The sequence below is a fragment of the Gulosibacter sp. genome, assembly GCF_052090685.1.
Taxonomy (GTDB): Bacteria; Actinomycetota; Actinomycetes; order Actinomycetales; family Microbacteriaceae; genus Gulosibacter.
On the sequence record NZ_JBQDBE010000004.1, the window covers coordinates 4,523 to 29,845 of the forward strand.

Here is a 25,323-nt window from a genome sequence, read left to right on the forward strand (position 1 = left end):
CGGAAACGCCTGAGCCGACTGAGACCCCTGAGCCGACCGAGACGCCGGAGCCGACCGAGACTTCCGACCCCGAACCGACCCTCGAGCCGGTCGCGGATGAGGAATTGACGGATGAGGCACAGGGCGATGTCGTCGCACCAGCGACTGCAGCTCCCGGAGACGTAATCACCGTGAGTGTCGGCGAGGATTACGCAGGCCAGGAAGTGCACGTGTGGCTGCACTCCGACCCGGACTACCTCGGCAAGGTCACGGTGGACGCAGAAGGCAATGTCTCAGTGACTCTGCCGGAAGACGCCGCGACTGATTCACACCGCATCGTGGTGCAGGCGCTCGACGGATCGCTGATCGGCTGGGATGACATCCTCATCGAAGTTGACCCTGCGAACACCGACCCGGCAACCCCTGGCCCGACCGACACCGATACCCCGGGTACTCCGGTGCCGACCGAGTCCGACACCCCGGGCACCGACACCCCGGGCACCGATACCCCAGGTACGGATACTCCGGGCACTGACACCCCCGATAAGGGCGACCCGACAGACAGCGGCAAGAAGGACGACAACGGTGCCAATACGTCACCTGAGTCCGACGACGCGCTCGCTCAGACCGGTGTCACCATGCAAATGGGAGCGGTAGCGGTAGCGCTGCTGCTCGTCATGGCAGGCGCGGTAGTGCTCGTTGCTCGCCGACGAAAGCTCAGCGAGAACTAATGAGCAACACGATCCGTGGGGAGCGCGCACGCGTTCGCGCTCCCCACAGATCGTGACTCCCGTACGAAACGGGCCGCTTCGCAGCCCTACCACCACAACCACAACTACAAGAACCCAACTCGCGGTCCAATGCGGCCGCCAATTCTTACTGAGGTACGATGTTCCGTCCACGACGCTCCACCAGCGCCACCCAACGTCGACGCCGCCTTGTGGCAGTGCCGCTGGCTGCGGCGCTCGCGCTTGGCTTATTCGCCGCGCCAGGAATGGTGAACGCTCCGGCGGCGCAGGCGGCACCGGGTCTGTCGGCCACGGCTGGAACGCCCGGAACGACTGCCGACAACGGTGACGGGACCTCGACCTACACCCACTGGGATGGCGAAACCGTCACCTTCGAGCATGAAATTGAACTCGGTGAATCCATCGAGCTCTCCGGCACCGGATGGCTCGCGAAACCAGACATGGTCGATGAGGGCGAAGAGGGTTCGGTCATCGGCTTCAAACTCATCGATGCCCAGTTGGGGATGCTCGACCGCACCTTTGCCCTGACCAATCCTCGCCTCGGCGAACCGGTCACGAACACGACGGTGTGGGACACCGTGTGGGCCGCTGGGTCCTACGAGGAAGCCGTCAACGGTAGTTGGGATATCTCGCTTGCTTGGCCAGACGCATCCAATGCCGTCACTGCCCCGAATTGGGAAGTCGGCGATACCTTCTCGATCCAGCTGCTTTCGGGAACGATGTACTCGGATGAAGCGAGCGTCGACCCGAATACGCGACCGGATGTGTCCCGGACTACCGCACTCGAAGTCGAAATAGTGGGTGAGGAAGAAGACCCCACCGACCCGACCGATCCTGACCCAACTGACCCTGATCCCACTGATCCAGACCCCACCGACCCGGACCCGACCGACCCGGATCCTACTGACCCTGATCCCACCGACCCCGACCCCACGGATCCCACCGACCCGGAGCCCGAAGAGAGCGCCCCCGTTTTCGTGGAGAACCTCGCCTCGGATGACGTGCGGATAAACCTTGGCGACAGCGGCAAACTGACGGTCAAGACGCAATCCTTCCCGAAACCAACATTCACGTGGCAGCGGAGCACGACCGCCGACTTCGCGAATCCTGAAACCGTAACCCAACGCGTGTCGCCTGGGCAGTACGACGCAACCACAGGTGAAGTTACCTCTGCATTGACGATCCCGGGTGACCAGGTCGGTGCCGCCTACTACCGCGTGATCGCTGGTAACGAGGTCGGCGCTGCCGCAGTGTCCAATATCGTCACGGTTTACGTGGTTGCCGTCGCGCCGAGAATTACGACTGACCTGCCGGATGCGCTCACGGTCCGCGTTGGTACCGATACCGAGTTGAGCATCGACGGCACGGGCGTGCCCACGCCAGAGGTCGTGTGGGAACGCAGCGACGATAGGGGCACCACGTGGACGACGCTGGACGGCGCCGGTGTCACCACCGAAACCGATCTCGGCTTCTCGAATAGCTTCACCATCGAGAACCCATCCCTCCAAGACAACGGCGCACTCTTCCGCGCGAAAATCACGAATGCCGCGGCCGAGGTGATCTCGAAGGAACTCGAGCTTTCCGTCACCGAAGACGCCGTACCGCTCCAGATCCTGACGCAGCCACAATCGCAGGAAATCGAAGCCGGCGAGACGGTGACCTTCGAGGCTGCTGCCGGCGAAACCGACGCCCAGGTGAAATGGCAGCGTTCCACCGACGGCGGAGTCAGCTGGAACGACCTGCGCGGGGCTACGAACAAGAGCTACTCGATCGCTTCGGTAACCGAATCCCTGAGCGGTGCGCTCTATCGAGCCGAGTTCACCTCCGTGATCTCGGGTGAACAGGCGACCACGGAAGCGGCGACGCTCACGGTTACCCCGCGCAACAACATCCGCACCTACTGCGGCACGAGCTACGGACCCGGATCGGTAAACACGGGCGTTCCCTTCTGCTTCGAGGGCCCCGAAAAAGTCGTCTACGGCGAGGACATCGTCATTAACGGCCTCAACGGCTACCTCGCAACCGACGGCCAAACCGGATCGGTGATCAACTTCTTCCTCGACGCGCAGTATTCCGGTGACCCGAACACGATCACCTCGAAACAGAACTTCACCAACCCGGCCACCGGCGCTCCACTCGGCGACAACCGCACCCACGCGATCACGCAGGCAGACTCCAACGGCACGTGGACCGCCACCATCAAGTGGCCGACTCCCGACAACGTGAATCTCACGCAAGCACAGATTGACGAGCGCTTCGCGCCGGGCACCAACCACTCCATCCGGATGCTTACCGGTTCACTGCTGCCATCACCAACCGACCTGCAGCGCGGTGGCTCCGTGTTCTTCACCGTGGTCGAGAGCCTTGACGACGAAGTGGAGATCACCGAGCCGCTCTACAGCCACTTCACGCTGAATTCGACGGCCGCCGGGGATGACGCGGTCGCCTGGGTGCCCTCCTCGGTTGGTTCGGGCAACCCCTTCGAACTCACCGGCACCGGATGGCTCACCAGAGACAAGCAGTGGGGTTCGACCGTGACGGTCCGGCTGTTGCAGGCGGATGGCAGCTACTATGAGTCCCCGAATCCGATCGATGTGAGTGACCCCAGCGTCTGGCAAATCGTCCAGGCGAGTGAAGACGGGGTGCTGAACACCGAGGTCGCACTCCCCGCGGGAATTAAGGGTGGTGACTTCCTCGCCGTTGAACTGTCCACAAGCGACGACGGCACCGAGCTCGGCGACGTGGACCGGCTCCTGACCTCCCTAAACTTCACGATCGACCAGCAGGCCTATGTGCCACCGATCGGTGAAGACGCCCAGTGCACCGCGAACCCGAGCGAAGCGTCCTACGAGCTCGCACCCGGGATGAACGTCCCGGCGGCAAACGTCGGCGGCACGATTCGGATGACGGGTGAAAACTGGTGCAACCTCGTTGGCGGCGGTTCGCTGATCGCCATCAAGATCAATGCCGGTAGCTACTCGCACCTCAATAGCGAAACGGCCCACCAGTGGAACGCAAATATTGATGAGAACTCCGGGTCGGTCATTGGCAACACGGGGGAGTCACCCACGACGCTGGCCAAGACGAATAAGACGATCTGGTACATCATTGAGGCCGATAGCAACGGCTCCTTCGATGTGAACATCCCACTACCCAATCGCGAGAATTCGAACCCGAAGTTCAGCGAAGGCTCCTACACCTTCCAGCTGCTTACCCGAGCGGTCAGTGCCGATGAGTACTACCAGGGCGCCCGCCCCGACCCCTCGCGCACGGTGGAGACGAACGAATTCACTGTGGTGACCGAAGGCCAGTCGCTGGATAACGTCAAGCCGGGTAAGCCGACCGCGGCACCCGAGCCGCTCCACGCGACCAATAATCTGACCAACGCCACCCAAGGCGGCGTCAAGATCACGCAGTCGGCGAACCACTGGACCGTCGATGTGCCGAATGCGAAGCCCGGCGATTGGGTCTTCGTATACATGTACCAAGATCTATCACCGCGCCTGCCGTGGGGCGTCGAATGGTTCGAAGTGAACCGAAACCGGCAAATTACCTTGCCCCTCGATGGCGCCACGCTGATTGTCGGAACGAATAAGCTTTCGGTCCAAGACCGAACCGGTGCACTGCTCGGTTGGAACTGGGCGACGGTAGCGGCAGACACCCCGCCCACCGCATCCAATAACAGCGGCGGCAATAGCGGCAGTGGTGGCAATACCACCACGAATTCGGGCAGCGGGAACTCTGGCACAAACAGCGCATCCGGCGGTAGCAACAGTCCATTCGCGACCGGACCGAGCGTCCGTCCGCCCATGAATCTCACCGCGCCCCAGGTCGCGATGCCCAAGCCCGAAGGAACCCCGGCGCATCCGGTTCCCGGCTACGAGGACCTCAGCCCCCTGAACCGGGGCGACGTCACCGCCGTTGAACAGGACGGTGCACTCACCGTGACCCTGCCTTCCATCCAACCTGGCGAATGGGTATTCCTCTTCCTCTACCTCGAGAGCGGGGAAATCCTGCCCATCGATTGGGTGCAGGTGGGCGGTGACCACACCATCACCATCGAAATCGGCACGCTCCCGAACGGTAAGCACCGACTCGCATTCGTGGATGCATACGGCCAGATGGTCGGCTGGGTACCCGCGAACGGCCCCGATATTGACGTCGTCCCCGACGAGTTCTTGGACCCGGCACCGGAACAAGCCGGCTTCAGCCCCACGAGCGAAAACGACATCACCTGGACGCTGATCCTCATCGGCGCCGCAATCCTCATCCTGGCGGGCTCCTTCACGGGATTCTCATTCCTGAGCCCAACCTCCCCGAAACGTACGAGTACGAATAAGGAAACGCTGATATGAACACGACCAAGCGCACGCGCGGTCCCCTCGCACAACGATTCAGAGCGCTGACTCAGATCGCGGCCGCGATACTCGTTGCCGGCACCCTGACCCTGGCTGGCGACTACTCCGCATCCGCCCTGCCACCGGACGGGCCGGCACCCGACACCCCGGGAACAAGCTCGCGGGTGTGGCCCAAGGAAGTGAGCCCGGGCGACCTCCTGTACTTCGAGGTTTCGGGCTACCCGGCCAATGAAACGGTGTACATCAAGATCGACGACGGCCTGATGTGCACCGACACCTCGCACGGTGCTTGTGTTTATCACACGCAGCGGCTCGACGCGAACGGCTACGCGACCGGTTCGATCGTCGTCCCCGACATTGGCACAGGGAACCACTGGTTGAGGATGCTCGCTACCGGTGACGTTTTCGATTCGGAGACCGGTGAGAAGCTCGGCTACAAGGGCTACACGCGCTCCGGTGGTAACGACTTTGTCATCGTTGCGGGCGGCGGCTCTGGTTCTGGCGGTCCCGGATCCGGTGGTTCGGGCGGCTCCGGCGGGTCTGGTGGCTCTGGCGACGGCGGCGGATCGGGCTCCGGAAACAACTCTGGCGACGGCGGCGGATCGGGCTCCGGAAACAACTCTGGCGACGGTGGCGGTGGTGGCACCGGCGGCGCTGGCGGATCGGACTCCGGCGGCACTGGAGCCGGTGGATCCGGAGGTACCGGTGACGCCGAAGCCATTGAAGGCGGCAGCGTGGAACTCAATGTCACCGAGAAGCCCGAAGCTGGCGACAATATGGATGAGCTGACGGAGTCGAAGGCTCCCGAAGCCACGGATGCGACCCCGGCTCCCGAGGTTTCCAGCAGTAATGAGTCGGCTGTTCCCGTGCTTGGCATTTCGGTGCTCGGCGGCGCCGTTGTGATTGCCGTGGCGCTCATGACCTGGGCGATCATCCGTCGCAATAAGGCCAATAAAGCGGCCGGCGCCGACGGCGAGGCATGACCCCTGAGGTAGATACTGCGGCGCGCTCCCGAATCGAGGCACGCGGACAGGTCACTGTCACGCGGCCCGGTTCGGTGAAGGCGTTGGCAGTACTCGGTGTGCTCCTCGCGCTGGTGCTGGCGATAATTATTTCGCTCTCGCTCGGCTCGAAAGAGATGGGCATCGTCCAGACGTGGACCTATTACTTCTTCCCGGATGGTTCTGCCGACAGCAACATCATTCATCAGCAGCGGGTGCCTCGCACGATCTTGGGAATTATCGTCGGTGCCGCACTCGGCGTTGCGGGAGCGCTCATGCAGTCGCTCACGCGCAACCCCCTTGCCGACCCGGGCGTGCTCGGAATCAACGCCGGTGCATCCGTGGCCGTGGTGCTCGTGGTGGCGTTGACCGGCGTGAGCGGGATTAGTTTCTACCTGTGGTTCGCCTTCGCGGGTGCCGCCTTGGCCTCCATCGCCGTGTACTCGCTCGGCAGTTCGCGACGCAATAGCGCGACACCCGTGCGACTGGCGTTGGCGGGTGTCGCGATCTCCGCCGCGCTGCAGGCTTTTACGAACACCATCATCCTTGGCAACCAGACCGCATTTAATGAGTTTCGGTTTTGGGTTTCGGGTTCGCTTGAAGGCCGCTTCTACTCGGTGCTGTTCGCGATTCTGCCGTTCATTGTGGTGGGTATCTTGCTGGCGCTGCTGCTTGCGCCCTCACTCAATGCGCTCGCACTCGGCGCCGAAACCGGCAAGTCCCTTGGCGTTCGCGTCGGCCAGACCCGGGTCGGCACAATGGTTGCCATCACCCTCTTGTGCGGCGCGGCAACGGCCGCGGTCGGCCCGATCTCGTTCGTCGGGCTCGCGGTGCCTTTTGCCGCGCGATTAATGGTGGGATCGGATCAGCGCTGGGTGATTGCGTTCAGCGCAATACTCGGCCCAGCCTGGTTGCTCGCCGCCGATGTGATTGCCCGCGTGGTCGTCCGCCCCGAAGAAGTCCAGGTCGGCATCATCGCCGCGCTTCTCGGCGCACCGGTGTTCGTCGCGATCGTCCGTCGTCGAAAGATTGCTGCGCTATGACCCGAACTCTCCCCGTGACTGATACCGGCGCATCCGACACGCAAATACGAAAAGCGCTGCGCGCCCGCCACGCGCAGTGGAATATCGCCGGATTCCGCTTTCGCTTCGAGCGCCGCGGCGCCATTGTCTACCTGGTGCTCGCGGCTGTCGCCTTCGCTGCCGCGATCGCGGGCATCCTCATCGGCGACTATTCGGTAAGCCTCGGCCAGATCCTCGCATCCTTCACTGGCACTGCCGAGGACCCGCTCGCCCAGTACTTTGTGACCCAAGTGCGCCTCCCGCGCGCCGTCAACGCCCTGTTCGTCGGCGCGGCACTCGGGATTTCGGGCGCCATCTTCCAGACCGTGTCGGGGAATCCGCTCGGTAGCCCCGACATCATCGGATTCACCACCGGTGCGGCCACCGGAGCGCTGCTGCAGATTGTCCTGTTCAATGGCGGCACCCTCGCGGTCTCGATCGCGGCGATCGTCGGCGGCCTCATTACCGCGGCAATCGTCTACGGATTCTCGTGGCGCGGCGGCGTGGCCGGCTTCCGACTCGTACTGGTGGGAATCGGCATCGGCGCGGTACTCAGCGCCGTCAACTCGCTCCTCGTGGTGAAAGCACCACTTGATGCCGCGCAAGAAGCGTCCCAGTGGCTCGTGGGCTCGCTCAACAGCACCCTGTGGCCCGAAGCGCGCGCCGTCGGGATTGGGATCTGCCTGATCCTGCCGATCGTCATTTGGCAGCACCGGGCGCTCACCCAACTCGCGCTCGGTGACGATATTGCACTCGGAGTCGGCGTTCGCCCCGAACGCACGAGACTCGTGATGATCTTCGCCGCGGTTGCGCTCATGGCCATCGCGACCGCAGCAACGGGACCGATCGCCTTCGTCGCGCTCGCGGCACCCCACGTCGTGAAAAAACTCACCCGAACACCGGGCATCGCGATTTTCGGAGCCGCGCTCATGGGCGGTGTGCTGGTGCTCGTCTCCGACCTCATTGCGCGGCGCATCTTCGCGCCGAATGAACTCGCGGTCGGGGTCATCACGGGCCTACTCGGCGGCTTCTACCTCATCTGGCTGCTTGCAGTCGAAAGGAAACGATTGTGACTCCATCCACGACCGCACGGCTGCGCGCTACCGGCATGAACGTGAGCTACAACGCGCAAACCCAGATTCTGCACGACATCAATGTTTCAATTCCCGACGGTGAATTCACCGTGATCGTGGGACCGAACGCCTGCGGCAAGTCGACCCTGCTGAAGGCGCTCGCGCGCATGCTCGCCCCCTCGCACGGCACGGTGCTGCTCGACGGTACGCCCATTCAGGAGTTCCAACCAAAGGCAGTCGCGCGAACCCTCGGCTTGCTGCCGCAGGCACCGCAAGCTCCCGATGGCATTACCGTCTCCGACCTCGTCGCGCGCGGTCGATTCCCACACCAGAACTTGCTGCGGCAGTGGTCCAAAGCCGATGAGGATGCGGTGGTCGAGGCGATGCTCGCGGCAAACGTCGCGGATCTGGCCGACCGCACGGTGGACGAACTCTCCGGCGGTCAGCGGCAGCGCGTGTGGATCGCCATGGCGCTCGCGCAGCAGACACCGCTGCTGCTGCTCGACGAACCGACGACCTACCTCGACATTTCCCACCAGGTCGAAGTGCTCAACCTCGCGCGCCGACTGCAGCAGGACGGTCGGACAATCGTGGTCGTGCTGCACGAACTGCACCTCGCGTTCCGCTACGCCACCAACCTGATTGTGATGCGCAATGGCGAGATCGTGGCCGAGGGAGCACCGACCGAAATCGTCAATGCCGCCCTCATTCGGGATGTCTACGGCCTCGAGTGCGTGGTGATCGACGACCCATTGACGGCGCGACCGATGGTGATTCCGATTGATGAGGACCAGTGACCGGCCGGACTCTGTGTGGGCGGGCAATCGCTACCAGCAGTTGCCCCGAGAAGAATGGCAAGATCATGTCTCAGCCAATTGCGAAAGCGGAGGGATTCCATGACCTTCTCGGCGACTAGCTCGAAAGTAGAGGAGTCGGCACGCTTCCTCCAGGAGCAGATCACCTCGGGGCAGTGGCCCGTCAATACGAAGATTCCGCGTGAACCCGAGTTGATGGAGCTGCTCGAAGTCGGTAAATCGACGGTCCGGGAAGCGGTTCGGTCGTTATCGGCGATGGGGATGCTCGAGCCTATTAAAGGGGTCGGCACATTCGTGCGCTCGCGCACACCCGTGAGCCATGTGGTGCGTCAATTCATGGAGGGATTCGACCTCGATGACCTGCTCGGACTTCGCAGCAGCCTGGAAGTCGAAGCAGCCCAGTTGGCGGCGCGAAACCGCACCGATGAAGACCTGCAGAATCTCCAGCGCGCGCACGAGCGGGATGTGAATACCTTGCCGGGAACCGTATCCACCCTCGAACGAGGCCAAATGCCCGGTTCCTTCCACCACTACGTCTTCGAAGCGTCCGGGAACAAGCTCATGGCGAGCCTCTACGCGAACGTGATGGGCGCCATCCACACCATGATTGACGAAGGACGGATTGCCCACGGCGTATCTGATGCGATACGCCAACGCGACCACGGGGCGCTGCTGCAAGCAATCACCGATCACGATGTTGCGTCCGCCGCCCACGTAATGGCAATGCACGTTGACCGCGACCTGATTAGTGCCGCTTCGGAAGGACCGGACGATTCCCGCGCGGAACTGCTGCGCACAAATGGGGCGGGCGCCTGAATGCCGCGCTCTGCACTGCTGCGCACGAAAGGGGCGGGTGCCTGAAGGGTGCGCGGCGCACCGGCGTGACGGCGTGAGCGCTTCGCCGACCCGCGCGCTTCGCCCGCCCGCGCAATCACGCCCGGAACGCGCATCCTGAGAGCGAGCGACTGCGTGAGCCGTACGCGAAGAAGTATCCCAAGACCCTGTGAGCGTTCGGGAAAACATCAGTAATTACGGTGATTCGGCTCCTACCCTGGGGTGATTGCGAGCGCGATCCGCGCGCTCGGAACTACTTGAGGGAGGTCGAATTGCGTCACATGGCTGTCGGTGTCGCATTCGCGATTTCCCTCATCGCACTGCTTGGCACGACCGGATGCGCGAGCGCCGGCCCGCAGGCGGAAGAGCAAGTTGATGCCTTTGCCGAGTACATCGCCAAGCTGCGTGAACTGCCGGGCGTCGATGCCGCGGAAGTCAACGCCAACGAGGAAACTTCGGCCGCGAGCCTCGGGGTGACGCTCAACAGCGACGTTGAACCGGAACCGCTCAACAGCATCGGGGCCACCGTCTCCGAATTTATCGACGAGGCGGGCGATAACGGATTCGTCCCGAGCGAGCCGCAGATTCGACTCGATGACTCCACCTACTCCTACTTCAGCGGACTCGAGCCCGAGGAAGTGGGGGAGCAGCTCAACTACTGGGTGGACCTCCACCGCGCGGGAGTGAACTCTGTGCGGGTGCGGACCTTCACCGCCACGGCGAGCGTGCCTGCGCTGGGATCGCACGGTCAGCCCGCCGATCTGCTTAGCGCTCAAGAAGAAGCTGAGCAGCCGCCGCGATACGTGCTCGTCGACTTGCCCGAGCAAATCGATCAAACCGAGCTGCAAACGATGGTTGACGATCTCGCGACGATCGATGATCCCGGAGCGCCGGAAGGCCAATGGGACTTCCTCAACCTCGCCCCGAATACCAAGGGCGAATACGCTGATCCGGGCTTTCCGAGTACCGCAGAACTCGGCTATGCCATCACCACCGGCAACCACTTCAACGAAGTAGCGGGACTCGCGAACGTTGAAGTAGTCCGCGACCACGGCGACGACACTCCGCTGCGCATCCGCATCGCCGTCTTTGACGACATCATGGACGGTGTCGCCAGCAGCGAAGCCGAGACTACCTTCCAAGAAACGGAAGCCTGGTGGCACCTCATTGACCTGGTCGCACTACTCGAAGGTGCCGGTGCGCTCGATTACGGCGTTGAAGTCCTCGCAAACCCGTTGACCGACGGTGGCAATTTCCAGTTGCGGTTCGCGGTGCACGGCTGCGAGTTCTCTGCGGGCAACCAGTGGCCAATGCTGGCCGAATACCTCACCGACACGTGGGCGCACAACGTTTCGGCAGAACGGTATGAGGTGGATCCGGAATGCGAGCCGGTCACCCCTGACCCAGAGAGCACGACCGAGGAAGATGGCGACGACGAGCATCCGGAGCAGGAGTATTCGGCGCCGGATTCCAGGCCATAAATATTGGTCGGGCTGCGCACTCAATTCCATTGCGCATCCGTTACCGAAACCACTCACGCCGAGGGCGAACAGGGGCGAAATTTGAGGGGCCGGGCAAGTACGCTCGAATTCAACCTGGCCACCGGTGTAGTAACTGGCGCCGGAACCAGCACGAAGGAGAGATCCGCATGTTTGAACGCTTTACCGACCGCGCCCGACGCGTGATCGTGCTCGCCCAGGAAGAGGCGAAGCTCCTTAACCACAACTACATTGGCACCGAGCACCTGCTGCTTGGCCTCATCCACGAGGGCGATGGCGTTGCGGCGAAGGCGCTCGAGTCTCTTGGTATTTCCCTCGAGGCGGTTCGCGATCAGGTGCAGGACATTATTGGCAAGGGCCAGCAGAAGCCCAACGGCCACATCCCCTTTACTCCTCGTGCCAAGAAGGTGCTTGAGCTTTCGCTGCGCGAGGCGCTGCAGCTGGGCCACAACTACATTGGTACCGAGCACATCCTGCTCGGTCTCATTCGCGAGGGCGAGGGCGTTGCTGCCCAGGTACTCGTGAAGCTCGGGGCCGACCTCAACTCGGTGCGCCAGCAGGTCATTCAGCTGCTCGCCGGTTTCCAGGGCAAGGAGCCCGTTGCTGCGGGTGCGGAGCAGTCGAGTTCCTCGAGCTCGACCGGTTCCGCGGTGCTCGACCAGTTCGGTGAGAACTTCACGCAGCTCGCGCGCGATAACAAGCTCGACCCGGTCATTGGCCGCGAAAAGGAAATCGAGCGCGTGATGCAGATCCTTTCGCGCCGCACGAAGAACAACCCCGTGCTCATCGGTGAGCCCGGCGTCGGTAAGACCGCTGTCGTTGAGGGCCTCGCGCAGGCCATCGTCAACGGCGAGGTTCCCGAGACGCTCAAGGACAAGCAGCTCTACAGCCTCGATCTCGGCTCGCTGATCGCCGGTTCGCGCTACCGCGGTGACTTCGAAGAGCGACTCAAGAAGGTCACCAAGGAAATCAAGTCCCGCGGCGACATCATCGTCTTCATTGACGAGATCCACACCCTCGTTGGTGCGGGCTCGGCAGAAGGTGCGATTGACGCTGCGAACATCCTGAAGCCAATGCTTTCGCGCGGTGAGATGCAGACCATCGGTGCCACCACGCTCGACGAGTACAAGAAGCACTTCGAGAAGGATGCTGCGCTCGAGCGCCGCTTCCAGTCGATCATCGTGGACGAGCCCTCGGCTGCGCACTCGATCAACATCCTCAAGGGACTGCGCGACAAGTACGAGGCGTTCCACAAGGTCACGATCACAGACGACGCGGTTGTCGCAGCCGTGAACCTCTCGGACCGCTACGTCTCCGACCGCCACCTGCCCGACAAGGCCATCGACCTCATCGACGAAGCGGGCGCTCGCCTGCGCCTGTCGGTGCTGTCCTCACCGCCCGAGCTGCGCGAACTGGACGAGAAGATCGCCAAGGTCCGTAGCGACAAGGAAGAGGCGATCGACAGCCAGGACTTCGAAAAGGCCGCATCCCTCCGCGACGACGAGAAGAAGCTGCTCGGTGAGCGCCTTCGCCTCGAGAAGCAGTGGAAGGCCGGCGACGTCAAGGCAACCGGCACGGTGGATGCGGGACTCATCGCCGAGGTGCTGGCGCAGGCAACGGGTATCCCGGTGTTCAAGCTCACCGAGGAAGAGACCGCTCGCCTCGTGTTCATGGAAGACGCTTTGCACGAGCGCGTGATCGGTCAGGAAGAGGCCGTTTCGGCACTCTCAAAGACCATCCGCCGCACGCGAGCTGGCCTCAAGGACCCGAACCGCCCATCCGGCTCGTTCATCTTCGCCGGTCCCACCGGTGTAGGTAAGACCGAGCTTGCGAAGGCCCTTGCGGAGTTCCTCTTCGACGACGAGTCGGCGCTGATTACTTTGGATATGTCGGAGTTCGGTGAGAAGCACACCGTCTCGCGGCTGTTCGGTGCCCCTCCAGGATTCGTTGGCTTCGAAGAGGGCGGGCAGCTCACCGAGAAGGTGCGCCGCAAGCCGTTCTCCGTGGTGCTCTTTGACGAGATCGAGAAGGCCCACCCGGACATCTTCAACTCGCTGCTGCAGATTCTTGAAGAGGGTCGTCTCACCGACGGCCAGGGTCGCGTGATCGACTTCAAGAACACCGTGATCATCATGACCACGAACCTCGGTACCAAGGACATCGCGGGTGGCCCCGTTGGCTTCCAGGTTGAGGGTGACACTGCGACCACGTACGACCGGATGAAGGCAAAGGTCAACGAAGAGCTCAAGAAGCACTTCAAGCCCGAGTTCCTCAACCGCGTTGACGACACGATCGTGTTCCCACAGCTTTCGCCGAAGGAACTGCTGCGCATTGTGGACCTGTTCACCAAGCGTCTCGCCGAGCGCATGCTCGATCAGGACATGACGGTGAAGCTCTCGCAGCCTGCCAAGGAACAGCTCATCAAGATTGGCTACGACCCCGCACTTGGTGCACGGCCGCTGCGTCGCGCGATGCAGCACGAGGTCGAGGACCAGCTGTCGGAGCGTATCCTGCGCGGTGAGCTGCGCGGCGGCGACCACGTTGAGGTTGACTTCGATGGCAAGGCCTTCGAGTTCGACATTCAGCGCAAGGAGCGCCAGCGAGTTGGCGCGGGTTCTGGTTTCGTGAACGCCGAGGGCGTTGTTGAGACGACCTCGGATGCAGGCGTCGCCGGCATCGCCGAGGGCAGCGCCACCACGCAGGACCTCGACAACTAGGTTTCGGGTCGGCTTGCTGTAAGCGGTTGCGCCCCTCCCATTTGGGCGGGGCGCAACCGCTTTTCCGTGCGTGTAGACGGCGTTGTGCTGTGCTCGCCCCGTGGAAATCAGCTGATCCCGCTGAATCGGCTAGGTCTGTTGAATCGGCTGGCTGCCTGAACCGTGGCCGCGCCTCTCCTTCGGGGAAAGCGCGGCCACTGTCGCGTTTGCGTCGCTGTTGCACCCCACTCGAGCACTTCGCGTACCTATGAAAGTGGACTGTACCCACGAGAACGTAATTTACCCACGCACCCCAACAATTCGTACCCACGAGAATGAGGTTTACTTATTCCTAGAAATAGGTAAACGTCATTCTCGTAGGTAGCGAAAATGGGTGGAGTCGTGGCCCAACGGTGAACCGCCGAATCTGCAGCGACCCAGCCTCTCGGCGGCAGCTCATCCACTCGGCGGGAACTCACCGACTCGTCAGCGACTCAAGCGCGCGAAGGCGCCGCAGCGCCGGACTTCCGAAATCGAACGGCCTCGAACTGCACGGAGTGATCAACCGGCTCGAGCGGCGCGACCTTAGCCAACAAGTATTCGCCACGGGGCTTCGGCATCTGCGAGGCAATATGCATCCCGTTCTCAAGCATCCGGCCGAATTTCGCTGAGTTCTTCGTGTCGGACCAACCCCAGCGAATGACGTGGGTCCCGAGCCGTTGCAGACTCTTTTCGCGGCTGCGTTCATCCTTGATTACGTCCTCAGCCTTCTGCCCAGGGCGAAGCAGCGTCGTGTACTTAACCGCACCATCCGCCTCACCGATAAGCCCTAGTTCAGGCCACCAGAAGTCGACGCGCGCAACGAAATTGCCGAACTCGTCGAGCACAGTCACCTGCTCGAGCGGCATCGGCAGCCCGAGGTCGTGGATGAGAAATCGGCTGCGTGACTCGAGCGGGCTCTCACTTCGAGCACTCGCGATCGGCAGCAAGTTCCTGAGTCGCGTCGCCGACTTTGCGGAAGTGTCGATGGCATCCGGACCAAGCCCCATCCGCATTGCTGCATCCAACACCGACAACCCGTCGCGCAGGTCGAGCACCCGCACAAGATCCCGCACCGTTCGCTCGAGGCTCGTTACCCTGCATCCGTACAAGTCAACGACCTCGCTAGGTGGATGACGCATTTTGTAGCTGTGGACCCACTTGCTGCGGTGACCGCCGCTCGGATGATGCACAATCACTCGATCGGGAATCATCGCGTAGGGGATCGGCAGCCCGTGCAGCAGTGCGGCGCTATGTCGGGCGATGACTCCGGTGCTCAGCTCGCTGACCGTCGACACGATCTTCGCAACGTGGATGCGCGTGGCGGGGATATTGCGATGCTCCTCGTCCTGGGTCATGAGGTATGAGCCCGGCCGAAGCCGCAGCACCTTGCCCTCTTCCGCTTCGCGCCGAAGCTTCCATGCCGAGGGGGATGCGTCGTAGTGCTCACTCGTATGCCGAACCACTGCTGCCATGTAACCGTCATACCGATTCTGTGCGGGTGGATGCTGCGGCTATCCACAAGACGCGGGTCTGTGCATAACTTGGCACTCCTGGTTGTGGGGACTGCTAGTCGGGCTCAGCAGCCACGGGGTGTCTGTCGTGCTGCCTGGATGAGTGCGCGCGATACCTATGACAACGTGGCTGGCGTACCCATGGAAACGCGGTATACCCACGAAAACGCGGCGTACCCGCGATCTGCCGCCCCGGACGCTGCCTGTCTGCCGCCCCGGACGCTACCTGTCTGCCGCCTCGGACGCTGCCTGCGAGAACGTGGCATACCCATGAAAACGTGGTGTACCCACGAGAAGTCCAGAACGCTACCTATGAGAATGAGGTTTACTTGTCGCTGGAGACCGGTAAACCTCATTCTCGTAGGTACGAAGCGACGAACCGGGTGACGGCCAGGCCGAGGACCCGGGCGACGGCCAGGCCGAGGACCCGCGCGAGGGCCTTGTCGAGGACCCGCGCGGGGGCCTTGTCGAGGGCGCAGAGATTGTGCCATTGCGTCAGTGTGCGCGCTGCCGAACATTTCTGAGTACTGAAACTTATACGTTGAGGGTTCAGCTCAAGACACGCCAGCGGTGGGAGGATGCGCGATGAGGGTATTCTCGCAATCGGAACGACACCGGGCGCTGGACTCGATGAAGCGGATCTACGACCAAACCTGCGGCGTCGAAGAGATTGAAGCGTTGCAGCTTCGCGGGTTCAACAAGGTATGGGCAAAGGCGCTCCGTGACTCCGTATTTTACCAGCGCTGGCAGTCGCGGTTCGACTTACCCGATACCATTGCCGACCTCAACGAGCTCGACAACTGGCCCATCCTGACCAAACAGGATGTGCGCGAGAACGAAGCCCTCATTTTCGGCGACTTGGATAGAAACGAAGCCGATGTGACCGGCGGCACGACTTCGGAGCCGACGAAATTTCCATCGCATCCGAGCGAACACACCGTGCGCTACGCCAATAACTGGGTAGGCCGATCTTGGTGGGGCATCACTCCAACTGAGCGCTCAGCGCTCATGTGGGGGCACCGGCATTTATTCGGAACTGGTATTCAACGAATCATCAATCGCACTGACCGATACATTCGCGATGCCATCACTCATACGCTGCGGCTCAACGGGTACCTGATCAGTGACGCCGATTCGAGAAGTCATGCCCAGCGCATCCTGAAATACCGGCCTCAGTACCTCATCGGCTATACCTCCGCGCTCGTGCGCCTCGCTCGAGTGTTCGACGACGAGCTAATCGCGAAGTTCTCCGACCTGCAGCTCAAGGGCACGATCGTCACATCCGACAATCTTAATGAGCGCGACGAAGTCCTATTGCGCGAGCGGTTCGGTTGCCCCGTAATCATGGAATACGGCGCGGCCGAAGCTGGCGTGATCGCGGTGTCTCGCGGCGAAACGCGCAATGTCGCGACGTTATGGGAAAGCCAACTAGTCAGACAAGACGATGTGCGTGGCATCGCACTCACGACCCTGTACGATCGCGTGTTTCCGCTGATCAACTACGGGCTTGGCGACGTCCTCGTGCCTCGAACGATAAGCCCTGGCGGTAGCATCATTGCGATTGAATCGGTTGCCGGGAGAGTCCTCGACGTGTTGCGGTTTGCATCGAGAGACGGCGAGATTGTAACTCCGGCCGCCCAGATCACCGACCTCTTTGAGCTGTACGAAGACATGCACGCGGTGCAATACACGCAAGAAAACCCTGGACGAGTCGGGATTCATGTCCGGATTGAACCGGGCACGACCCTCGACGCAATCGAACAGCACTTCTGGAAGAACATTCGTCGGGCGTATCCGCAGTTGGAACGTGCGTCGGTGCGGTTCATCGACGAGCCCGAGCAGATGCTGAGCCGATCAGGCAAACACCTCGTGATTCGTCCGTCCACGGACGCGTAGCAGGGTATCGCGAGATAGAGAGGCCAATGATGACCGGGGACGCGATCACAATCGTTGGGCAGGGCTATGTCGGCTTGCCGCTCGCGCAAGCCGCAGTGAACACCGGACGCAAGGTGTGGGGATTCGATGTGAGCCAGGGCCTCGTCGCGCAACTCAACTCGGGCACCTCGCACATCGACGACCTCAGCAATGAAGACGTGCGTCGGATGCGCGAGCAGGGATTCGAAGCGACCTGCGACGCATCCTGCATGCGAGAGTCTTCGGTGATCGTCGTGTGCGTGCCGACTCCGCTTGGAGAAGGAGGATCGCCAGACCTGTCGATGGTGCAGTCAGCGATGAGCACGATTGCGAACAACCTGAGTCAGGATGCACTGGTCATTTTGGAATCGACAACGTACCCGGGCACGACCGACATGCTGTGCCAACCGCTGTTGGAAACCGAGTCGGGGATGACGTGCGGCAGTGACTTCTATCTTGCGTTCAGTCCCGAGCGCGTTGATCCGGGACGCACGGATTATGGCATCACGAACACGCCCAAGCTCGTTGGTGGGGTAACGCCCGAAGCGACTGATCGTGCAGCGGGGTTTTACGCATCCTTCATCGACACCGTCGTGCCGGTGAAAAGCTCCCGTGAGGCTGAGACTGCGAAGCTGCTGGAGAACACGTTTCGGCACGTGAACATCGCGCTGGTGAATGAGATGGCGAAGTTCTGCAATGACCTCGATATCGACATTTGGGAAGTGATCCGGGGTGCTGCGACGAAACCCTTTGGGTTCATGAAGTTTACGCCCGGCCCAGGGGTTGGCGGCCACTGTATCCCGATTGACCCGAACTACCTTTCGTACGAAGTGCGGCGGAGGCTCGGCTACCCGTTTCGTTTTGTTGAGCTCGCGCAAGAGATCAATAACTCCATGCCGAAGTACGTGGTGACGCGCATCGTGCGGCTGCTGAATGAGCAAGCAAAAGCGGTGAATGGGGCGAACGTGCTACTACTCGGGGTGACCTACAAAGCGGACATTGCCGATCAGCGGGAATCCCCGGCCGTGCCGCTCGCGAATGACCTCGTTGCGCTCGGTGCAAAGCTGAAGTTTCACGATCCGTACGTGAAGCGGTGGCGGCTCGGAACCTGCGCGCTCAATGTCGAGCCCGACCTTGAAGCGGCCCTCGCATCCGCGGACCTCGTGGTGATTCTGCAAAATCACGCATCCTATGACCTCGATGCCGTGGTGGGCGCGGGCACGCCGGTATTGGACACCCGCGGTGGAGCGCCCGATCCAGCCCATCGGCTGTAGCGCGTCACGGTAAGGAGGCTTGTGGGGATGGGTACGAACAGATTCACGGCACTCGCCGACAAGCGGCGGATATACGAGAATCAGCCGTCTGCGGAAGAGATAGACGCGTGGCAACTCGAGCGCTTCAATACCGCGTGGCGCAAAGCCCTGACGGATTCGCCGTTCTACCGGCAGTGGCAAGAAACACACGATCTGCCGGAATCCATCGGCGCACTCACGGAGCTCAAGGCATGGCCGGTGCTCACGAAACAGGAGATACGCGACAACCAGTCGCTCGTCTTTGGCCGGGTGCCACTGTCCTCTTCGTACATCACGGGCGGATCAACGGGGGAGCCGGGGCGCTTTCCTGCGCAGGGTAGCGAGGATCGTGATCGGTTCGCGAACAATTACGTCGGTCGATCCTGGTGGGGGATCGGGCCGCGCGACAAGACTGGACTGCTGTGGACGCATTATCACCTGCACGGTGAGGGCTGGCATCGGTATGTAAGCCTTGCGGAGCGCCGCATCAAGGATTCCATCGGGCGGATGCTTCGCCTCGACGGCGGCGTATTCGATGAGGATGCGTTGCGAGAGCAAGCACGTCGGTTGCTTAAGTATCGACCGAGCCACCTCGTTGGCTATGTGTCGGCGCTTTCCCGGCTTGCGGGCGCGCTCGACGTGGGATTGCGCGAAGAATTTGGTCGGCTCAAACTCAAGGGCGTGATCGGCACTGCCGAGGTGATGACCTCTGCGCAAGAGGAATTGCTCCGCAACGTCTTCCAGTGCCCCGTGATTATTGAATACGGGGCCACCGAAACTGGTGTGCTCGCAGTGTCACGCGGAACGACGCGGAACCTTGAAGTGCTTTGGCACAGTCAACTGATTCGGGTGGACGAAGGGAACACGATTCTCGTGTCCACCCTCGATGAACGGATCTTCCCACTGATTAACTTCGCCTTGGCGGACACGATCGTCCCGGCTTCAGTGTCTGCGCAAGGCAGCGTGCATTCGATCGAGAAAGTAGGCGGTCGCGTCGGGGATGCCTTGACGCTCGGCGCGGGCGAGAATCGCCTGACCATGCTCGCGATGGATCTCGTGGAATTAGTGATCGAGTTCGACGAGGTGACGGCAGTGCAGTTCTCGCAAGAGAGCCCGGAGCGAATCGCGGTGTATGTTCAGCTTTCTGAAGGCGGGGTGCTCGCCGATGTTGAGCGCCACTTCTGGACAATCTTGGATCGGATTCGCCCCGGGCTCACCCGCGACGCAGCCGTCTTCGTCGAGACACCCACGCAACAACTCGGCAGATCCGGCAAACACTTGGTGGTGATTGCGCCAGGCACCGTCGGGCGGTCGGCGGAGTGACGCACGGGTTGTGCGGTGACCAATGCAAAACGGCTCGACACGGCATCCGTTCACATGCACGCACTCGGCGCGGTAGCCGGCATCGCAGCGACGGTAATGACAGCACCCGACCAGGCGTAGTCTGGAGCGCATGAGTGCTGGCAAGGGGGAGGCACCGCTTTCGCGTGTGCTGACGATCGCGTTTCTGCCGACGTTTATCTATTCGATCGGGCAGGGCGCCATCGTGCCCGTCATCCCCGCCGTGGCAGCGAACCTCGGCGCCGACGTTGCGTTCGCGGGCTTCATCGCCGGGTCGCTGCTGATCGGCCAGGCCATCGGGAACCTGCCCGCGGCATCCGTCGTGCGAAAGCTTGGCGAGCAGAAGGCCATGATGATCGCGTCACTCGCGACCATCATCGGCGCATCCATTTCATTCTTCGCGACCTCGACGTGGATGCTGTTTGCAGGCATCCTGATTCAAGGGCTGATGACGGCGACATTTGCTCTCGCGCGGCAGTCATTCCTGTCGACCTACGTGCCGCTGAAGTACCGTGCCCGCGCGATGTCCTCGCTCGGTGGGGTGTTCCGCTCGGGGATGTTCGTGGGGCCGTTTCTCGCGGCCTGGCTCATCAGCATGACGGGTGATCCGCAGGTGAACTTCCTCGCGTTCATTACGTGCTCGTTCCTGGTGTTCGTGGTGCTGCTCGTGCTGCCCGACATCGAGAAATACGCGAAGCCGAATCGGCGACTGAGTATGGCCAAGGAGGAGAAACCCGGCAAGGAATCGCTGTGGCGCACTTTCGGCCGCCGTCGCAACGTGCTGCTCACGCTCGGCGTCGGCGCGGGCACCATGATGATGGTGCGATCGGCCCGGCAAGTGGTGCTGCCGCTGTGGGGGCACGCGATTGGGATGGATGCGGGATCTGTCGCGATCGTGATCGGCATCGGCGGTGCGATCGACTTTGCGCTGTTCTTCACGAGCGGCTGGATCATGGATAAGTTCGGTCGCGCAGCGAGCGCCGTGCCCGCGATGGCCGGCATGGGTATCGGATTCTTCGTGTTGGCCTGGCTGTTCTCGGTGCCGCATGCGGACATTTGGTTCATTGTGCTGACCTGCTGGCTCGCACTGTCGAACGGCATCGGTTCGGGGATCGTGATGACGCTCGGCGCCGACCTCGCGGACCCGGGCGACCCCGCGCCGTTCCTCGGTGCCTGGCGAACGATCACCGATATGTCGAGCGCGACCGTGCCGTTCATTGTGTCGGGCCTCGCCGCGGTCGCGAGTCTGCCGGTCACGGCTGGTGTCTTCGGCGTGATCGGCCTCGGTGGATGCGCGCTATTCGCCCGGTACATCCCGAAGCACGTTCCGAAACCGCCGAAGACCGGTCCAATCGAGCTTGGCGGGGAGTAGTGGGACTGGGGCTAACTCACTGGGCCCTCAGAAATAGAAGCGGCATTCACGGGCAGGAAACGAGCGGAGGACGTTGACGCGGACGACGTCTAGGAACCTTCCGATTCCGCCTCGTGCTCGGTGATTGTCTGCAGGATGAACACGGCCGCACGCTCGAGCATCTGCTCGCCGGTGCGAACTTTGCCCGCCTGAGTGAACAGCCCGTGCGCGTGATTCGGGAGGTGGACGAGCTCCACCGCAGTGCCGCCAACCGCCGTGCATACTCGATCGCCTCGTCAGCGAGCGGGTCGATTCCTAGGAATGGGTGGTGGGTGCTGGCCTGGGGCTGAAATTTTTGGCGGTGCGGCGACCCCATGAGGTGCATATACCTCCTGTAGATGCCGGTACGCCAATTCTGGAGGGATGGCGGGCAAGTGGCTAGGTCGGCCGGTGGGCTGATGAGCAGCCAGGTCGGAAGGTGAGCCGGTGAGTAGGAAGGCCGGAGTGCAGTCTGGCCAGGGGATGGGTGGGTGCTGGCCTGGGGCTGAAATATTTGGCGGTGCGGGCGACCCCATGAGGTGCATATACCCCCTGGGAATGCCGGTACGCCAATTCTGGAGGGCTGGCGGGCAGACGCCCTGCCTACAGCCCACTCCCTACCGCGGCTCCCGCGGCAACCGGTCGAGGTAGTCCAGCAGCACTCCCTCACGCATTGCCCAAGGCGACACATCAAGCTCGTCGATCCCAAACGCATCCATTACCTCGGAGAGCACGATGCCGCCGGCGACGATTTGGTAGGACCGGTCTTTGGTCACGCCCGGCCGTGCGGGCCGCGACGCCGCGGACATCACCCCGATGAAGCGTCTTGGCAAGCCTGAGAACATTGCCTCGCTCATCGCCTACCTTGCGAGCGATGACGCAGAGTTCGTTACTGGTGCCGAGTTCGTTGCTGACGGTGGGTTCACTGCGCAGTAGACGGGCAACTCGCGCAAGTTTACGCAACAACGCGTCGGGCAGGGATACAGATCCTCGCCCGGCGCGTTTTGTGTTCCGGTATGGCGAAAGCCGGATGTGTCGGGTGCCAGCCTTGTGCGTCACGGACAAGACTCTTCAAACTCTGATGAACTCCGAGAGTTCGAGCAAGTCACTCTTGAAGCGGACGACGTCTAGGAACGCTCCGTTTCCGTCTCGTGCTCTGCGATCGTCCGCAGGATGAACGCTGCCGCACGCTCGAGCATGCGTTCGCCGGTGCGAACTTTGCCCGCCTGCGTAAACAACCCGTGCGCATGGTTCGGGAGGTGGACGAGTTCCACCTCAGCGCCGCTGAGCGCCAACCGTCGCGCATACTCGATCGCCTCGTCAGTGAGCGGGTCGAGCCCTAACGATAAGATCCAGGCCGGTGGCTGCGGTGGCTGCGGTGGCTGCGGTGGCTGCGGTGGCTGTGCGGCACCGTCATCACCCAACGCAAGCAACGGCGAAATTCGCGGGTCATCCAGCAGCACCCGATCCAACACGTAGTTCTCGACAAACCACCGAATCGTGTCGGCTGTGAGCGGCACGCCTTCGGTGATTCGTGCAAACCCCGCCGACTCGTTCGCGACATCGAGCATCGGGTAGAGGAGCACCTGCCCGATCACCGTGGTGCCCGGCACTCGCATCGAAGGCACCGATGCGAGTGCCGCGGCGATCCCGCCGCCAGCGCTGTCACCGATGGTCACGATCCGGCCCGCATCCCAGCCGCGTTCCGTAGACACGTCGCGGACCCACTCAACCGCCTCGCGGCAGTCTTCATGCCCGATCGGGAATGGATGCTCGGGCCCAAGCCGGTAGTCAATCGCGACTACTGGCAGCCCGGTGAGCGTCGCGATGCGGCGACAGACCGAGTCGTGCGTCTCGAGCGAACCGATCACCCAGCCGCCGCCGTGCGCGAACACAATGACCGGGTCGCGTCCGTATCGGTTGGATGAACCTGACGCGCCGCGACGACCAGTTGCGACCGGATCAATCTTCGAGGAACCCGAATCGGCGTGGTTCGAGCCAAGCCCATCGCAATCGCGCGGATCGTAGACCCGCACCCCGAACGACCCGACGGCAACGTCTTCAACCAGCGCGACATCATCCGCCGGAAGTCCATTCGCCGCGCAGGACTTCTCGTAGTTCGCCCGCGACTCGATAACCGACGCAGCGTCCTGGTAGGACTTACCGCCAGCCTCGCGAAAGGCGGCGATGAGCGGACGCTGGTCGGCAGCGACTCGCGAAAGCGGGATCTGCATCACGCGAGGACCAGCGCTTCCGACTTGATGAGGTAATCCTCGGCGTTAAACTTCGCGGCCTGTTGACGGAACTCCTCCACGGTGCCCGACCAGTTGTTGATGACCTTGCCCTTCGAGTTTTTGTACCAGCTCGAGCACTCACTCGAGAACGACGACCCCTGCATCGCAGACTGCAGCGACTTGTTGAACGCGTCGAGCCGTTCGCGGCGGATCTCCACCGAGACACCGGACATGTCCGCGGTCTGCGCGAGCATGTCAATGATGTGATCCTGCTGGATCTCGAACATTGCGATATTCGAGTTGTGGTTGAGGTTCGTGTTCGGGCCGTAGAGCAGGAACATATTCGGGAAGCCGTCCACCGAGCTGCCAACGAAGGCCTCCGCATCCTCGCTGCCCCAGCGGTCGGCGAGCGTCACGCCGTCGCGACCGACAATCTGGAGATCGCCCTGGAAGTTCTGGGAATAGAACCCGGTCGCGTAGATCACCACATCTGCCTCGTGCTCGATACCGTCCGCGGTCACCACGCCGTTTTCGGTGAAGTGCGCGATACCCGAGGTGACGAGCGAGACGTTCTCGCGTAGGAAAGTGGGGTAGTAGTCCGAGGTGCGCAGGATGCGTTTGCAACCGAATTCGTAGGTCGGGGTCAGCTTTTCGAGCAGCTCGGGGTCGGAGATGACCGAGCGGAGGTAGTCGATGGATTCCTGGGCACCGGCTGCTTGACCGTCCGTGTTCAAGCGGGTGCGTTCGAATCCAGCTTCGCGCAGTTCGTGGATCGAGCGGCGTGAGGCTTCGAAGATCGAGGGGTCCGCTTCGAATTCATCGAGTTGCTCGGGCGTAAAGGTGAGCTGCTCGCGCGGCAGGATGTAGTTCGCCGAGCGCTGGAAGACCTCGAGGTGCTCGGCTTCCTGCGCAACGAAGGGTACGTACTGGACGGCCGAAGCGGCCGAACCGATTGAGATGACTTTCTTGCCACGCAAGTCGATGTCGTGATTCCAGTTCGCCGAGTGAAACTGCTCGCCCTGAAAGCGCTCCTGGCCCTCCCAAGTCGGCGTCTTCGGCGCATTGAGCTGACCCCATGCTGGCACGAACACGTTCGCGGTGTACTGTTCACCGCCACGAAGTGTGATCAGCCAGTGCGCCTCGGCCTCGATCCAGCGAGCCGAAACCACTTCGGCGTTGTACTTGATGTATCGGTCGAGCCCGAACGCATCCTTCATCTGCCGCTGGTATCCGAGCATTTCATCCTGACCGGCGAACATCTTCGACACGCGCAGGTGCGGGAAGAAGCTGTAGCAGTAGACGTGCGCCTGGGTGTCGCAGGCGGCACCCGGGTAGGTGTTATCGCGCCACACGCCACCGATCTCGTTGGCTCTTTCGAAGACGATGAAGTCGCTTTCGCCCGTGCGAACGAGCTGTGCGGCCATGCCCAGGCCGCTAAAGCCTGAGCCGAGAATTGCTACGCGGAAGTGTCGTTGAGTGGTCATGATCTTGTCCTTTGGGTGTGTCGTGGTGTGTGGATGCACTGAGTCAGCGC

19 protein-coding genes are annotated in these 25,323 nt (G+C 62.1%); 14 read left to right on the top strand and 5 right to left on the bottom strand.

Annotated elements, in window-relative coordinates; all coding sequences use genetic code 11:
• The 9 genes from ACTHXA_RS03400 to ACTHXA_RS03440 form a co-directional block, all read left to right on the top strand.
• A partial coding sequence (locus ACTHXA_RS03400; RefSeq protein WP_441669358.1) for an LPXTG cell wall anchor domain-containing protein occupies positions 1–710 on the top strand: 710 nt, incomplete at its 5' end.
• A 158-nt stretch (positions 711–868) separates the two neighbouring features.
• Positions 869–5,083, top strand: coding sequence for a hypothetical protein (locus ACTHXA_RS03405; RefSeq protein WP_441669360.1), 4,215 nt, complete (start codon positions 869–871; stop codon positions 5,081–5,083).
• A complete protein-coding gene (locus ACTHXA_RS03410) occupies positions 5,080–6,069 on the top strand; it encodes a hypothetical protein (protein WP_441669361.1) in 990 nt (329 codons plus the stop codon). Before ACTHXA_RS03405 ends, ACTHXA_RS03410 begins: the two co-directional genes overlap by 4 nt.
• Positions 6,066–7,130, top strand: coding sequence for a FecCD family ABC transporter permease (locus ACTHXA_RS03415; RefSeq protein ID WP_441669363.1), 1,065 nt, complete (start codon positions 6,066–6,068; stop codon positions 7,128–7,130). Before ACTHXA_RS03410 ends, ACTHXA_RS03415 begins: the two co-directional genes overlap by 4 nt.
• The gene (locus ACTHXA_RS03420) at positions 7,127–8,221 is read left to right on the top strand and encodes a FecCD family ABC transporter permease (protein ID WP_441669365.1); all 1,095 of its coding nucleotides are present in this window, start codon (positions 7,127–7,129) and stop codon (positions 8,219–8,221) included. The genes ACTHXA_RS03415 and ACTHXA_RS03420 overlap by 4 nt, the downstream gene beginning before the upstream one ends.
• 35 nt (positions 8,222–8,256) lie before the next feature.
• Positions 8,257–9,018, top strand: coding sequence for an ABC transporter ATP-binding protein (locus tag ACTHXA_RS03425; protein ID WP_441669625.1), 762 nt, complete (start codon positions 8,257–8,259; stop codon positions 9,016–9,018).
• A 99-nt stretch (positions 9,019–9,117) separates the two neighbouring features.
• Positions 9,118–9,852: a FadR/GntR family transcriptional regulator gene (locus ACTHXA_RS03430; RefSeq protein ID WP_441669367.1), complete on the top strand. Its 735-nt coding sequence runs from the start codon at positions 9,118–9,120 to the stop codon at positions 9,850–9,852.
• 299 nt (positions 9,853–10,151) lie between these two features.
• Positions 10,152–11,351, top strand: coding sequence for a hypothetical protein (locus tag ACTHXA_RS03435; protein WP_441669369.1), 1,200 nt, complete (start codon positions 10,152–10,154; stop codon positions 11,349–11,351).
• A gap of 167 nt (positions 11,352–11,518) precedes the next feature.
• Positions 11,519–14,086 (top strand): ATP-dependent Clp protease ATP-binding subunit, encoded by a 2,568-nt coding sequence (locus tag ACTHXA_RS03440; protein WP_441669371.1) that lies wholly within the window; start codon positions 11,519–11,521, stop codon positions 14,084–14,086.
• 473 nt (positions 14,087–14,559) lie between these two features.
• Here the strand turns inward: ACTHXA_RS03440 and ACTHXA_RS03445 are convergent, their stop codons facing one another.
• Positions 14,560–15,579: a hypothetical protein gene (locus tag ACTHXA_RS03445; protein ID WP_441669373.1), complete on the bottom strand. Its 1,020-nt coding sequence runs from the start codon at positions 15,577–15,579 to the stop codon at positions 14,560–14,562.
• Positions 15,580–16,203: 624 nt separating this feature from the next.
• Here ACTHXA_RS03445 and ACTHXA_RS03450 point away from each other — a divergent pair.
• From ACTHXA_RS03450 to ACTHXA_RS03465, 4 genes are all read left to right on the top strand, one after another.
• Positions 16,204–17,514: a hypothetical protein gene (locus ACTHXA_RS03450; RefSeq protein WP_441669375.1), complete on the top strand. Its 1,311-nt coding sequence runs from the start codon at positions 16,204–16,206 to the stop codon at positions 17,512–17,514.
• A 29-nt stretch (positions 17,515–17,543) separates the two neighbouring features.
• Positions 17,544–18,806 (top strand): nucleotide sugar dehydrogenase, encoded by a 1,263-nt coding sequence (locus ACTHXA_RS03455; RefSeq protein ID WP_441669627.1) that lies wholly within the window; start codon positions 17,544–17,546, stop codon positions 18,804–18,806.
• 27 nt (positions 18,807–18,833) lie between these two features.
• Positions 18,834–20,147 carry a hypothetical protein gene (locus ACTHXA_RS03460; RefSeq protein WP_441669377.1) on the top strand — a complete coding sequence of 438 codons (1,314 nt, stop codon included), beginning with the start codon at positions 18,834–18,836 and terminating at the stop codon, positions 20,145–20,147.
• 130 nt (positions 20,148–20,277) lie between these two features.
• Positions 20,278–21,537 carry an MFS transporter gene (locus ACTHXA_RS03465; RefSeq protein ID WP_441669379.1) on the top strand — a complete coding sequence of 420 codons (1,260 nt, stop codon included), beginning with the start codon at positions 20,278–20,280 and terminating at the stop codon, positions 21,535–21,537.
• Between the two features lie 89 nt (positions 21,538–21,626).
• Here the strand turns inward: ACTHXA_RS03465 and ACTHXA_RS03470 are convergent, their stop codons facing one another.
• Both ACTHXA_RS03470 and ACTHXA_RS03475 read right to left on the bottom strand, forming a co-directional pair.
• Positions 21,627–21,773, bottom strand: a complete 147-nt coding sequence (locus tag ACTHXA_RS03470) for a hypothetical protein (RefSeq protein WP_441669381.1) — start codon at positions 21,771–21,773, stop codon at positions 21,627–21,629.
• Positions 21,774–22,172: 399 nt separating this feature from the next.
• Entirely contained in the window at positions 22,173–22,331 is a 159-nt protein-coding gene (locus ACTHXA_RS03475) for a Ppx/GppA phosphatase family protein (RefSeq protein WP_441669383.1), read from the bottom strand.
• Here ACTHXA_RS03475 and ACTHXA_RS03480 point away from each other — a divergent pair.
• Positions 22,324–22,491, top strand: a complete 168-nt coding sequence (locus ACTHXA_RS03480) for an SDR family oxidoreductase (RefSeq protein WP_441669385.1) — start codon at positions 22,324–22,326, stop codon at positions 22,489–22,491. The genes ACTHXA_RS03475 and ACTHXA_RS03480 overlap by 8 nt on opposite strands.
• A 191-nt stretch (positions 22,492–22,682) precedes the next feature.
• Here the strand turns inward: ACTHXA_RS03480 and ACTHXA_RS03485 are convergent, their stop codons facing one another.
• Entirely contained in the window at positions 22,683–23,789 is a 1,107-nt protein-coding gene (locus tag ACTHXA_RS03485) for an alpha/beta hydrolase (protein WP_441669629.1), read from the bottom strand.
• Entirely contained in the window at positions 23,789–25,273 is a 1,485-nt protein-coding gene (locus ACTHXA_RS03490) for a flavin-containing monooxygenase (protein WP_441669387.1), read from the bottom strand. Before ACTHXA_RS03490 ends, ACTHXA_RS03485 begins: the two co-directional genes overlap by 1 nt.
• Between the last annotated feature and the right edge of the window lie 50 nt (positions 25,274–25,323).

Coding starts and splice junctions, on each gene's coding strand:
- ACTHXA_RS03465 (WP_441669379.1), top strand. CDS start 20,278: ATGAGTGCTGGCAAGGGGGAGGCACCGCTTTCGCGTGTGCTGACGATC.
- ACTHXA_RS03445 (WP_441669373.1), bottom strand. CDS start 15,579: ATGGCAGCAGTGGTTCGGCATACGAGTGAGCACTACGACGCATCCCCC.
- ACTHXA_RS03440 (WP_441669371.1), top strand. CDS start 11,519: ATGTTTGAACGCTTTACCGACCGCGCCCGACGCGTGATCGTGCTCGCC.
- ACTHXA_RS03485 (WP_441669629.1), bottom strand. CDS start 23,789: ATGCAGATCCCGCTTTCGCGAGTCGCTGCCGACCAGCGTCCGCTCATC.
- ACTHXA_RS03455 (WP_441669627.1), top strand. CDS start 17,544: ATGACCGGGGACGCGATCACAATCGTTGGGCAGGGCTATGTCGGCTTG.
- ACTHXA_RS03425 (WP_441669625.1), top strand. CDS start 8,257: ATGAACGTGAGCTACAACGCGCAAACCCAGATTCTGCACGACATCAAT.
- ACTHXA_RS03435 (WP_441669369.1), top strand. CDS start 10,152: ATGGCTGTCGGTGTCGCATTCGCGATTTCCCTCATCGCACTGCTTGGC.
- ACTHXA_RS03405 (WP_441669360.1), top strand. CDS start 869: ATGTTCCGTCCACGACGCTCCACCAGCGCCACCCAACGTCGACGCCGC.
- ACTHXA_RS03420 (WP_441669365.1), top strand. CDS start 7,127: ATGACCCGAACTCTCCCCGTGACTGATACCGGCGCATCCGACACGCAA.
- ACTHXA_RS03460 (WP_441669377.1), top strand. CDS start 18,834: ATGGGTACGAACAGATTCACGGCACTCGCCGACAAGCGGCGGATATAC.
- ACTHXA_RS03410 (WP_441669361.1), top strand. CDS start 5,080: ATGAACACGACCAAGCGCACGCGCGGTCCCCTCGCACAACGATTCAGA.
- ACTHXA_RS03430 (WP_441669367.1), top strand. CDS start 9,118: ATGACCTTCTCGGCGACTAGCTCGAAAGTAGAGGAGTCGGCACGCTTC.
- ACTHXA_RS03415 (WP_441669363.1), top strand. CDS start 6,066: ATGACCCCTGAGGTAGATACTGCGGCGCGCTCCCGAATCGAGGCACGC.
- ACTHXA_RS03450 (WP_441669375.1), top strand. CDS start 16,204: ATGAGGGTATTCTCGCAATCGGAACGACACCGGGCGCTGGACTCGATG.
- ACTHXA_RS03490 (WP_441669387.1), bottom strand. CDS start 25,273: ATGACCACTCAACGACACTTCCGCGTAGCAATTCTCGGCTCAGGCTTT.